Genomic DNA, 12,046 nt, shown 5'->3' with positions numbered 1-12,046 from the left:
GGTGGTGAAGCCGCCGCCGGTGAAGGTGGCCGAGGCCCCCAAGCCGCTACCGCCGCCGCCCGTGGACTTGCCGCCGCCGCCCAACGACACACCGCCCCCGGAGCCGCAGGCCAAGCCGCCGCCGCTCATCGTCGGCATGACGATGTCCTCCACCACCAGCGCGGGCTCGTTCGCCGCGCCCGTGGGCAACACCGCCTACGGCAGGACGGGCCCCACCGCGAAGGACCCCAAGGACGTGAAGGGGTACAGCGCGCCGAAGTACGCGCCCATCTACCAGGTGGACTCCGAGCCCACCGTGGCCTCTGAAGTGAAGATTCCCTACCCGGAGGAGGCGCGCCGCGCGGGCGTGGAGGGCACCGTGACGCTGTCCATCACCATCAGCCACGAGGGCAAGGTGACGGCGGTGAAGATTCTCAAGGGCCCCGGCTATGGCCTCAACGAGGCGGCGCGGGACGCCATCCGCCGCTTCCGCTTCAAGCCCGCAATCAAAGGCGGCGAGCCCGTCTCCACGGAGATGAAGTACTCGTACACCTTCCTGCTGGACTGACGCGGGGCGCCTACTGCGCGCCCAGCGCGCGGCGCATGATGTCGCGCAGCGCGCACAGGTCCTCCTCTGGCAGGCCGCAGATGGCGGCCGGCGGCTCGAAGATGCGCTCCAGCAGCCGCTCGCGTAGCGCCGCGCCGTCGTCCGTCAGCACCAGCATCTTCACCCGCCGGTCCTGTTCGGAGCTGCGGCGCACCACCAGTCCGCGCGCCTCCATCCGGTCCACCAGCCCCGTCACGTTGGACGCGTCGCACGACAGGTAGGCGGCCAGCGTGCTCATGGCCAGCGGCCCTTCCCCCAACTGCCGCAACACGTGCGCCTGCACCGGCGACAAGTCGAACTCCGCCGCCAGAGCGGGAAAGTTGCGCATGTGCGTGTGCATCAGCTCGAAGAGGAGGGTCCACGCCTGGCGTGGCAAGTCACCCCCAGGTCCGGCTTGCCCGAGCCCACTCCCCGGCTTCGTCTTCCGCTCCAGTTGCTCGCCGCTCCCGTTCATGCCCCTCATGTTATGTCACCTGAATCACCTAAACAATTGACTTCATCAACTATTGAGGGATACTACATTCCGGAGCTTCCAAATTCGGACGTCATGGACTATGGCTGCCGACCCGAGGCTCGAACCCGTAGAAAGTCCATCCCGGACGCAGTGGCCCCCCTCGGCGCGGGCCCTTGAGGAGGTAGAGGCGGTCATGAGTTCATTCCTGGCGCTGTCCCTGGCTGCCACCCTGGCCGCGGCACCGCCGCCTACGCTGACCCTGGAGGACGCGCTCAACCGCGCCCGCAAGGAGAACCTGGACCTCAAGGCCGCGCAGGCCCGCCTCGCGCAGGCGGACACCGCGTCGCGCAAGGCCTGGGCCGGCTACCTGCCCAACGTGACTGTCAACGGCGCCATCGTCCGCAACTCCGTCGAAGCGGTGATTCCGGCGGGTCCGCTCGCGCCCGTGGAAATCGTCATCCAGCCGCGGGTGCAGTTGCAGGCCCAGGGCCAGGTGCGGCAGGCCCTCATCGCCCCGCAGCTGTGGGCCGGCATCCAGGCCGCCTACAAGGCGGAGCGCGTGGCGGAGCTCAACGTGGAGCAGGCGCGGCGCGAAATCTTCTTCGGCGTGGCGCAGGCGTACTACGGCACCGTGGCGCAGGCGCAGGCCGTGGCGGTGCAGGAGCGGCTGGTGGAGCTCAACGGCGCGCGCGCCAAGGACACGCAGGTCCGCTTCGACGCGGGCACGGTGACGCGCGTGGCGCTGCTGCGCGCCGAGCAGGACCTGGCCCGCGCGGAGCAGGACCTCATCCGCGCGCGCAACGCGGAGGCGTCCGCCAAGCTGGTGCTGGCCACCCTGCTGGCGCTGGACGACCCGAACTTCGACGTGGCGCCGCCGCCGGAGCCCCAGGTGCCGGAGAAGACGGACACCGGCGTGCTCGTCGAGCGCTCGCTCGAGCAGCGCGCGGACGTCGCCGCGGCGCGTGAGTCCGTGGAGCTGGCGCAAATCAACAAGCGCGGCGTGTGGCTCAGCTACCTGCCCAACGTGCAGATCTCCGGCACCTACAACATCAGCAACGCGGCGGGCCTCGTGGGCTCCAACCGCATCTGGCTCATCACCCTGGGCGCCAGCTGGACGTTGTGGGACGGCGGCCTGCGTGAGGCCAACCTGCAGGAGGCCTCGGCCGTCATCGCGGAGAACCGGGCCCTGCAGCGCAAGGCGGAGCTCACCGCGCGCCAGGAAGTGAACACCGCGCAGCTCGACCTGGAGAGCGCCCTGGCCAACCGCCTCAAGGCCTCGCAGGCCGTGGAGCTGGCGCGCGAGTCCCAGCGCCTCACCGAGGTCGCCTTCAAGGAAGGCGTGGCCACATACCTGGAGGTCGCGGACGCGAACACCGCGCTGACGCAGGCGGAGATTGGCCTGGTGGGTGAGCGGCTGCAGGCCTCTCTCGCCGGCCTGCGCCTGCTGCGCGCGGTGGGCGTGTTCGGCGCCCGTCCCCTGACGGCGGACCTGAAGGTGGAGGACTCGGAGGCGCCGTTCCTCCAGCCGCTGCCGGAGCAGACGCAGCCGACGCAGCCGACGCAGGAAGGGCCGGCGGACGCTCCCCGGCAGCAGTAGCCCCGCCGCGCGGCATCCCGGCGCCCGCCAGGAAGGCGGGCGCCGAGCGCCGGTTGTGAGCGGCCTTCGCCGACCCCATCCTCGTTGAGAGAGGCATCACACCCTTTCCGAGGAGGACGTCATGGCGGAAGGACAGTGGGGCAACTGCAAGGGCTGCCGTTACTTCGCCAACCAGAACCCCCAGAGCGCTGGCGAGACGCACCGCTGCATGCAGCCGGAGCTGGCCGAGTTCGAGCTGAAGCTGTCCGGAGAGAGCGGCTGCAACGCCTACGAGGCGCGCACCGGCGTGGCCGCTCCGGCGTACGAAGCGCCCTCCCCTTCGCTGCACTGAAGCGCGAGCGGGCCCTCAGCGGCCCGGGGCCTCGCGGGTGAGCGGCACCACGGCCCCCGTCATCTTCGGGCCGGCGCCGTAGTAGATGCGCTCCAGGAGCCGCCGCTGGTGCACCAGCGGCGCGTCGAAGCGGTCCAACCGCATGCCCTTGTGGCTGTACGGCGTGTCCGCCACGGTGGTGATGAAACGCGCGTCGTCGCGCACCTCCCACCAGGTGAGCGCCATGGCCGCCCGCGCCGCCACCGGGAGCAGCGGGCGCAGCAGCGGCTGCTCGGTGCGCAGGAATGAGAAGACGTGCAGGCGCGTGGTGCGCGCCGTCTCCGGCACGAAGAAGATGTTCGCCCGGGTGATGAAGGGGCGCGGCGAGCCGTCCGGCGCCACCCAGCAAATGGTGTACTGGCTGCGCACCGGGTCGAAGCGCGTCACCCAGTCGTTCTGGAAGAGGTCGCCGTCCCGCACGCCCAGCACCGCCATGATGGGCGCGGGCCGCTGCGGGGCGCGGTAGTGCACCTCCGTGCGGTCCTCCAGGTTGCGCGCCTCGAACTCCACCCGGCCCGCGTTCGGGTCGTCCCACCCCAGCCGGGTGTGGACGTAGGGCGTATGCTCGTCCTCGCTGAAGTTGTCGAGCGACACGTGCAGCGGCGCCGCGAAGTGCGTGGAGAACGCGCCGCCAAAGACGTAGCCCTCATCGCCCATGTCGGGCATGGCCGAGAGCGGCGTGTCCCACTCGGCCAGCCAGAGGTAGCCGTAGCGCTCCACCACCTGGAAGCTCCGCGCGTCGCAGTGGCGCAGCTCCGGCTGGCTGGGGTTGCTGCCCCGCCCCTGCGCGTCGAAGCGCCAGCCGTGGTACGGACACTGGAGCCGTCCGTCCGCGCGCACCGTCCCCTGGGACAGCGGCGCGAAGCGATGAGGGCAGGCATCCGCGAGCGCCGCGGGCTGCCCCGCGCCATCCCGGAAGAGCGCGTAGGCGCGGCCCGCCACCTCCACGCGGACCGGCCGGGTGCCCAGCGCGCGAGCGGAGAGCACCGGATGGAAGTGACGGATGACCTTGGGGGTAGGCTCCATGAGCGCCCAGTATAAGTCGACGACTATCCCGGCTTGGAATGGACTCCGAGTTACGCGGGGTGAACTGGAGGGCCGGGCAGCCCCCTTCCCCCTGGGATATGCTCTCGCCCCCGTGGCCACCCCTTCCGCACCTCGACGCCGTCCCCACGTCCTCGCCGTGCTGCTCGCCGTGGCCGCGCTGCTGGGCGCGGGAGGCGCGCTCCACGTGCAGGGCCTGCTGCCCGCGCGCGTGCCCACCCCGTCCACCCCGTTCAGCTACCAGGACTACGAGAAGGTGCTGCGGCACGTGCGCCCCGACGGGGACGTGGACTTCGCCTCGGTGGGGCGCGAGCGGGAGACGCTGGACGGCTTCGTCGACTCGCTGGCGTCGTTCTCCCCCCACAACCGCCCGGACGTCTTCCCCACGCCGGAGGACGCGCTGGCCTACTGGCTCAACGCCTACAACGCGCTCGTGCTCCAGCAGGTGGTGGACGGCTATCCGTACCTCGAAACCGTGCAGCAGCCCTGGCTGGGGCGCTTCTTCTGGGGCCGCTCCTGGCCGGTGGGAGGGGAGCGGCTGACGCTGTGGGCGCTGAAGAACCGCGTGCTGCGCCGCGAGTTCGTCGACCCGCGCATCCACCTGGCGCTCTTCCAGGCCGCGCGTGGCGGCCCCCGGCTGGACGGCTCGCACTTCCAGCCGGAGTTCCTGGACTCGCAGCTCAACGAGGCCGGGCGCCGCTTCGTGGGAGACCGGCGCAACGTGCGGCTGGAGCGGGACACCGTCTACCTGGCGTCGCTCTTCGAGGAGTACCGCGAGGACTTCCTCGCCGCGCTGCCGGAGGGGCGCGGCGGCAACGTGCTCCAGTTCGTCTGGGCCTTCCTGCCGGACACCTGCGAGGAGCGGCCCGGCTGCGACACCCGCAGTGACCTGGACCGCGCCTGCGGCCCCCGGCTGGACCAGTGCCACATCGCCTTCATGGCGCAGGACTGGACGCTGTCGGACGCCGCCTCACGCGGACGCGCGCTCGCGCAGCCGCGGGGCGCCGCGCCCTGACGAAGCGCCCGTGCCCTCCTTGCGCTGCCGCAGCCACTTCTCCAGCCCCACCACCGGCAGCACCACCGCGCCCACCAGGATGGACAGGCCCACGTCCTCCCAGCCCAGGGGCGCGGTGCCGAACACGCGCTGCATGAAGGGCAGGTACATGAAGGCCACCTGGAGCAGCACCAGCAGGCCCATGCCCACGAACACCGAGCGGTTGCTGAAGAGGCCCACCTTGCGCACCGGGCCCATGAGGCTGCGGCACATGAACAGGTAGAACATCTGGAAGCTGATGACGGTGTTCACCGCCATCGTCTGGGCCTCGGCCAGCGCGTGGGCCTGCCCGGTGCGAGGAATGTCCCGGCGGAACTCCCACAGGAAGAGGCCGATGGCGCCCGCGGCCATCAGCAGCGCCACCAGCCCGGTGCGCATCAGCACGAAGCGGTTGAGCACCGGCGCCCCGGGGGCCCTGGGCGCCCTGCGCATGACGTCCGGCTCCCGGGCCTCGAAGGCCAGCGGCAGCGCCAGCGACACCGTGGCCACCAGGTTTATCCAGAGCAGCTGTGTTGGCAGCATGGCCATCAGCGGCACCAGCCGTCCCTCCACCTCCTGGATGGGGAAGAGGGACACGCCGAACAGCAGGATGAGCGCCAGCCCCAGGTTGGTGGGCAGCACGAACGCCAGCGACTTGATGAGGTTGTCATAGACGCGCCGCCCCTCCTCCACCGCCGCGACGATGGAGGCGAAGTTGTCATCCGTCAGCACGATGTCCGCCGCGTCCTTCGCCACCGCGGTGCCGGTGATGCCCATGGCCACGCCGATGTTGGCCTGCTTGAGCGCGGGCGCGTCGTTGACGCCGTCTCCCGTCATGGCCACCACGTGTCGCCGGCGCTGGAGCGCGCGCACCAGCCGCAGCTTGTGCTCGGGCGCCACCCGCGCGAAGACGTTGGAGCGCAGGGCCACCTCCTCCAGCGCCGCGTCCTCCGTGACGGCCAGCCGCGCGCCGGGGATGCCCTCCTCGTCCGGCTTCAGCAGCCCCAGCTGCGCGCCAATGGCCGCCGCCGTGGCGGGGTGGTCACCGGTAATCATCTTCACCGTGATTCCCGCCTCGTGGCAGGCGCGCACCGCGGCCATGGCCTCCTCGCGAGGCGGGTCAATCATCCCCTCCAGGCCGAGCAGCCGCAGGCCGCCCTCGACGTCCTCCATGCGCAACGCGGCGTGTGACACCGGCACCTCCCGGGAGGCCACCGCGAGCACCCGCATGCCTTGCCGCGCCAGGCCCTCCACTTCCGTCAGCACCGAGCTGGAGGAGAAACCCTCCTCCAGGACGCAGCGGCGCAGGACGACCTCCGGCGCGCCCTTGAGCAGGATGCGGCGGCCTCCCTTCCCGTCGTCGTGCAGGGTGGCCATGAACTGGTTCTCCGACTCGAAGGGGATGGCGTCCACGCGCGGGTGCGCCTGCCGCGCGTCGTCCACGCGCATGCCCGCCTTCTCCGCCGCCACCAGCAGCGCGGCCTCGGTGGGGTCGCCCGTCATGTCCCACTGTCCGTCGCGGTGTTGGAGCGCGGAGTCGTTGCACAGCGCGCCCGCCAGCAGCAGCTCGCGGACGTCCGGTGGAGGCGCCTCCACCAGCTGGCCCTCCCGCGTCAGCGTCCCCTTGGGGGAGTAGCCCACGCCGCTGAGCGCGTAGCGCCCGTGGGTCGTCCACAAGGCCTGCACCGTCATCTCATTGCGGGTGAGCGTGCCTGTCTTGTCCGTGCAGATGACGGTGGTGCTGCCCAGCGTCTCCACCGCGGGCAGCTTGCGGATGACGGCGCGCCGGGCGGCCATGCGTTGCACGCCAATGGCCAGGGCGATGGTGACGATGGCGGGCAGGCCCTCGGGAATCGCGGCGACGGCCAGCGCAATCGCCACCACGACGGCCTCGCTCACCGCGTAGCCGCGCACCAGCCCCACCGCCAGCAGCGCGGCGGAGATGACCAGGATGCCCAGGGTGATGTACTTGGCGATGACGGCCAGCGCCTGGGTGAGCGGCGTCTGGAGGTCGGTGGCCTCATGGAGCAGCGTGGAGATGCGGCCCAGCTCGGTGGCCTGCCCGGTGGCCACCACCACCGCGGTGGCGGAGCCGGACGTCACCAGGGTGCCACCGAAGAGCAGGCTGGTCCGGTCTCCCAGCTCCACGTCCTCCGGCACGGGGGCCACGGCCTTCTGCGCGGGCACGGACTCGCCCGTGAGCGCGGCCTCCTCCACCGTGAGGTTGCGCGCGGTGAGCAGCCGCATGTCCGCGGGCACCTTGTCCCCCGGCGCCAGCTCCATGACGTCCCCTGGCACGCCCTGCGCCGCGGGGACCCGCAGCTTGCGGCCCGCGCGAATCACCGTGGCGTTCTCCGGCACCATGCGGCTGAGCGACTCAATGGCCTTCCCCGCGCGGTACTCCTGCACGAAGCCGATGAGGGTGTTGAGCACCACCACCGCGGCCACCACCAGCCCGTCCGTCACCTTGCCCATGATGACGGCCAGCACCGCGGAGGCGATGAGCACCCAGATGAAGGGGCTGTTCACCTGCCGCCACAGCAGCTTCAGCGGGCCGTCCCCCTGGGCGCGCTCCAGCACGTTGGGCCCATGGCGTGACAGGCGCTGGCGCGCTTCCTCGTCCGTCAGCCCTTCCGCCGTGCTCTCGAGCGACGACAGCACCTGGTCCGGCGGCAGCGCATGCCACGGGGGCTTCGTGCCGGCGGGCGGCCTGGCGGGCGCTGGTGCATCCGGTCGTTCGGGTGCGGCGGGCAGTTCTTTCATCCGGTGGCTCCTTCCCACCCAATGTGGCAACGGTCGCGCGCATCTCCACCTGGGCAGGGGGCGGGTGGCCATCACCCCGCGACAGTCAATGGGTCCAGGAGGCGCACGAGATTGTGAAGCAGGTGTGCCGCATCAACTCCCGGAGGACAGGCAGACCCACCGGCGCTCCACATGGGAGCGCCGGGCCGCGTCCAGCACCTGCTGGTTGCGCCAGCCGTCCTCCAGCGTGGCCGCGTCCTCCACCGAGGCATGGCCTTCGCGCAGGGCCTGCGTCAGCGCCCCCGCCAGCAGGAGAAAGCCGCGCGCCCACTCGTTGTCCGGCAATCCAGGTGGCAGCGGCGGCTCCTCGGGGAGCGCCACCCGCTCCCAGGCACGCACCCCCACCGTGGAGCGCCACAGCTCGCGGCCCTCCACGCGCAGGCCCCCGCGCGCGCAGGCCACCTCGACGCCGTGCACGGGCTTGCCGGGGGCCACCATCGACAGCTCGATAGCGGCGGTCGTCGCGCCGAAGCGGAGCAGCAGCCGCGCCTCGTCGTCGCTCGTCACCGGGCGCGCCTGTCCCGTGAGCGCCTCCGGCCGCTGGGACGTGTGCGTGGTGAGCTCGCCCAGCACCGCGTCGGGCTCGGCGCCCAGCAGGAAGCGCAGCGTGTCCACCGCGTGCGAGCCGATGGCGCCCAGCAGGCCGCCTCCCTGGGACGCGTCCGACCACCAGTCCCACGGCCGCTCCGGCGAGGCGCGGTTGTCGTTGCGGTAGAAGACACGCGCGCCGCGCACCGCGCCCAGCTCACCGGAGCGCAGCAAGGCCCGCATCCGCTGCCGCGCGGGCAGGAAGCGCAGCTCATGGTCCAGCAGCGCCAGCACACGCCGCTCACGGGCCATGTGCCACATGGCCGCCGCCTCCCTCGCGTCCAACGCGGTGGGCTTCTCACACAGCACCGCCTTGCCCGCCTCCAGCGCGGCCAGGGTGATGTCCCGGTGCAGCGCGGGCGGCGTGGAGATGCACACGCACGCCACCTCCGGCCGTGACACCACCTCACGCCAGTCCGTCGTCACATGCGGGACGCCCAGCCGCCGGCCGGCCTCCTCCACCTTCTCGCGCCGCGCGCTGGCCAGGCTCACCACCTCCACGCCCGGCAACGCGCGCAGCGCGGGGATTTGCGTGGTGCGCGCGAAGCCCGCGCCAATGACGCCCATTCGAACCGTGCGTGTCGTGGACATTTCCGCCCCCCCTTGAAGCGATGACGCGGCGCACAGGCTGAGTTCCGTGGGTTCTCATTGCCAAGGACCTCAAATTCAAAGTATTCAAGAATTCGCAGTATTCACCGAGTCAGCCCCCCACCTGATGACTTCCAGAAACCTTCGTTGGACCGTGGCCGCGGGCGTCCTGCTGGTCGCGGCGGCCGTGGCGTTGCTGTGGCCACGGACTGGCCCCTCTCTTCCTGGCGAGCCCGGAGCAGCCGAGCCCACCGCCTCCGCGGCCTCCGGTCCTCGCGGCATGCCCGGCGCTGGCGTCCCAGGCGCACCGCCCACGGAGCCCGAGCCCGTGGTGGAGCAGATCCCCATGCCCGGGTGCTGGGACGGCCTGCACGCCTTCGACGCCGCGGTGTCCATGGACTCGTTCCGGCAGGCGCTGGCGACGGCCATCGGCAACGGCGACCGGTACCTGGCGGCGTACCTCCAGGAGCGGCTGACGGAGCTGGTGGGCAACGACGCGGCCCGCGCGCTCCAGGTGCTGGAGTGGGCCAAGGGCGCCAGCGGACCGGAGCTGGGCATCTACATGGACGCGCTGAAGGCCGCGCCCGCGGTGCACGCGCAGCAGGTGGCGCAGGGCCTGCTGAAGCTGGGCGAGGACCCCGGCGCGCCCCTGCAGACGCGCTCCGCCGCGCTGGACGCGCTGGAGACGCAGCGGAAGCTGGCCCCGGGAGACATCCAGCGGCTCAAGAAGCTGGCGCTGGATGAGACGCTGGACTCCACCGCGTGGGTGGCCACGCGCACACTGGGCCGGGTGATGAAGGAGGACTTCGAGCGCACCGGCAACTACGCGCCCTACTGGAAGGAGCTGCTGGACATCAGCGGCTCGTCCGACGACATGGCCGTGCGGCTGCTCGCGCTGGAGATGCCGTCGTATTCGAACCCCCTTATCGGCTCGGAGTCCTTCGACTCGCTCAAGCGCATCCTCTCCAGCGACCGCGAGCGGGACGTGCGGGAGATGGCGGCCTTCCGGCTGGGCGTCACCAGCGAGCCGGACCAGGCGATGGAAATCCTCAGCGCCGCCTTCCAGGCCGAGCACGACCTCTGCGTGCGCTGGGCCATCTTCCGCTTCACCGTCCGGGCGGGCGGAGAGAAGGCGCTGCCGCTGCTGGAGCAGTTCGCCGCGAAGGACCCGCGCTTCACGCAGGACTACCTGGAGTTCAAAGCCCTCTACGCGTCGGGCACGGTGGACTTCGCCCGCATCTGGCTGGGCAAGCGCGAGCACCACAACTGCCTGGTCGAGGAAGGAGCGCCGCACTGATGTCACCCCTGTCGATGAAGCGAATGGGGCGCGCGGCGCTCCTGGTGGCCCTGTCGTCCCTGCTGCCCGTGACGGCGCGCGCCGAGCTGACGCTCCGCCCCGCGCAATGCACGGTGCAGGGCATGCTGGACGACGTGCGCGTGGCGATGAAGAACGGCTCCCCCGCGCTGAAGCGCTACGTGAAGATGCGGCTGAAGGAAGCCGCGCTCGCCATGCCCGCGGAGTCCCTGCTGGCGGCGCTGCAAGGTGAGCGGGACCCGGAGGTGCTGGAGGCGCTGGGCGTGGCGCTGGCCACCAAGGCCAGCAACGCGGAGAACCCCGGCCTCATCCAGCCGCTGCTCGCCCGAGCCACCGGGGACTCGGACCCGGCGCTGCGGGCGGCGGCGGTGCGGGGCCTGCGCGGCGTGCCCTCCGTCGAGTTCATGGAGAAGAACGGCGGCGTGGTGACCTACGAGCAGCTGGTGCGCGACGCATCCCCCGAGGTGCGCGCGGCGGTGGCGGACAACATCGTCTCCGAGAGCGCGGACGTCTACAGCGGCCATGACCGCCGGGTGTCGGAGGCGGCGGTGTCGGTGGCGACGGCGTCCGAGGACCCGGCGGTGGCGGCGAAGCTGCTGCGCGAGGTCTCCATGGAGGCCGTGGGGCACGAGGCGGTGGAGCAGGTGACGCGCCAGCTGCGCTCGGACAGCCCTGAGCTGCGCGCGGCGGCGGCCACGGCGCTGGGCGGCGTGCCCGGCGGTGAGTCCGCGGGTGCGCGCGGCTCGCTGGTGGACCTGTTCCGCGAAGACAAGGACCCGGCGGTGCGCAAGGCGGCGCTCCAGGGGATTGCCCGGCTGGGGCAGGCCCACGCGGTGCCCGTGCTGGAGTCCCTGCGCGGCGTGGACCGCGCCATGGACGCGGAGATTGACGCCTGGGTGTCCGTCCTGAAGCTCAACCTCCAGGAGTGGGAGCTGGTGCTGCGCGAGAAGCAGCGCCGCCGGAGGTGACCCCTGCTTCACCGCAGTACGCAGCGCAACACCAACGAGGGAGTCTCTTGATGAAGACGATGAAGCTGACCATGGCGGGCCTGGTGCTCGCCGCAGCGGGCTGGGCCACCTCCGTCACGGCCGCGACGGCAGTGGGTCCCATCTGTGACACCGCCGCGCGCGTGGGGTCCACGACGTACTACTCGTGCTCGGGCGGCAGCCACAACGCGCTCGACATGAGCAACGGCACCTGCAGCGTGTGGAACCACCGCGGGATGATCAACGTCAGCCGCTACTACGCCTACTACGGCGGCTGTGCGAACAACTGCAGCGGCGGCACGAGCTGCAACGGCGGCGCGGGCAACTACTACGTCGTCACGGGCGGCAGCGGCTGGGACTTCCGCCAGCTCCACCTGAACTCCAACGTGTCGTCGGGCTCCAAGACGTGCGACCGCTGCGCGCTGGGGCTCGTGGGCTCCACGGGCAACTCCACGGGCGCGCACGTCCACGCGGACAACCGTCAGTACGGCACGCGCAAGACGGCCTGGTACGCCAACGTCGGCACCACCTGCGGCTCCAGCGCGTACTGCAGCAACCGCGTCGGCACGCCCACGCTGTAGTCACGCCGCAACCTGTTTCACCCACACCCCGCCCCGTCCCGGTGCCGCGAAGCACTGGGGCGGGGCTTCTCGTTCCCAGGCATGGCCCGCCCATGAATGAAC

The 12,046-nt window shown here is 71.4% G+C and carries 11 protein-coding genes; 7 read left to right on the top strand and 4 right to left on the bottom strand.

Translation table 11 applies throughout. From position 1 onward, the window contains the following. Nucleotides 1-547, top strand: a 547-nt coding sequence (locus HV824_RS31855; protein WP_176424920.1) for an energy transducer TonB, incomplete at its 5' end; no start/stop codon positions are given. 10 nt (nt 548-557) lie between these two features. Here HV824_RS31855 and HV824_RS31850 read toward each other — a convergent pair. Further along, nucleotides 558-1,049, bottom strand: coding sequence for a MarR family winged helix-turn-helix transcriptional regulator (locus HV824_RS31850; RefSeq protein ID WP_176418292.1), 492 nt, complete (start codon nt 1,047-1,049; stop codon nt 558-560). Nucleotides 1,050-1,233: 184 nt separating this feature from the next. Here HV824_RS31850 and HV824_RS31845 point away from each other — a divergent pair, with 184 nt between their 5' ends. Next, a complete protein-coding gene (locus HV824_RS31845) occupies nt 1,234-2,637 on the top strand; it encodes a TolC family protein (RefSeq protein WP_176424919.1) in 1,404 nt (467 codons plus the stop codon). A gap of 121 nt (nt 2,638-2,758) precedes the next feature. After that, entirely contained in the window at nt 2,759-2,968 is a 210-nt protein-coding gene (locus tag HV824_RS31840) for a hypothetical protein (RefSeq protein WP_176418290.1), read from the top strand. Nucleotides 2,969-2,983: 15 nt separating this feature from the next. On the opposite strand, the gene HV824_RS31835 is transcribed toward HV824_RS31840, so the two are convergent. Then, complete coding sequence (locus HV824_RS31835; RefSeq protein WP_176418289.1) at nt 2,984-4,033, bottom strand: Rieske 2Fe-2S domain-containing protein; 1,050 nt, start codon at nt 4,031-4,033, stop codon at nt 2,984-2,986. Here HV824_RS31835 and HV824_RS31830 point away from each other — a divergent pair. After that, on the top strand, nt 4,011-5,066 hold the full coding sequence (locus HV824_RS31830) for a DUF547 domain-containing protein (RefSeq protein WP_217917920.1): 1,056 nt from the start codon (nt 4,011-4,013) through the stop codon (nt 5,064-5,066). The genes HV824_RS31835 and HV824_RS31830 overlap by 23 nt on opposite strands. Here the strand turns inward: HV824_RS31830 and HV824_RS31825 are convergent. Together HV824_RS31825 and HV824_RS31820 are read right to left on the bottom strand one after the other, a co-directional pair. Further along, entirely contained in the window at nt 5,022-7,847 is a 2,826-nt protein-coding gene (locus HV824_RS31825) for an HAD-IC family P-type ATPase (RefSeq protein ID WP_176424918.1), read from the bottom strand. The two genes, HV824_RS31830 and HV824_RS31825, sit on opposite strands and share 45 nt — an antisense overlap. A gap of 132 nt (nt 7,848-7,979) precedes the next feature. Continuing rightward, nucleotides 7,980-9,065, bottom strand: a complete 1,086-nt coding sequence (locus HV824_RS31820; protein WP_176418287.1) for a Gfo/Idh/MocA family protein — start codon at nt 9,063-9,065, stop codon at nt 7,980-7,982. Between the two features lie 124 nt (nt 9,066-9,189). Between HV824_RS31820 and HV824_RS31815 the strand changes: the two genes are divergently transcribed. From HV824_RS31815 to HV824_RS31805, 3 genes are read left to right on the top strand one after another with little or no spacing between them, the layout of a single operon-like run. Further along, complete coding sequence (locus HV824_RS31815) at nt 9,190-10,359, top strand: HEAT repeat domain-containing protein (protein WP_176424917.1); 1,170 nt, start codon at nt 9,190-9,192, stop codon at nt 10,357-10,359. Further along, nucleotides 10,359-11,345 (top strand): HEAT repeat domain-containing protein, encoded by a 987-nt coding sequence (locus tag HV824_RS31810; protein WP_176418285.1) that lies wholly within the window; start codon nt 10,359-10,361, stop codon nt 11,343-11,345. Before HV824_RS31815 ends, HV824_RS31810 begins: the two co-directional genes overlap by 1 nt. A 50-nt stretch (nt 11,346-11,395) precedes the next feature. Next, entirely contained in the window at nt 11,396-11,944 is a 549-nt protein-coding gene (locus HV824_RS31805; protein WP_176411369.1) for a peptidase M23, read from the top strand. Nucleotides 11,945-12,046 lie beyond the last annotated feature (102 nt).

Origin of the sequence: Myxococcus sp. AM009, assembly GCF_013372605.1 — a bacterium.
GTDB lineage: Bacteria > Myxococcota > Myxococcia > Myxococcales > Myxococcaceae > Myxococcus > Myxococcus vastator.
The sequence above is the reverse complement of the archived record's forward strand: the minus strand, read 5'-3'. Positions and strand labels throughout refer to the sequence as shown.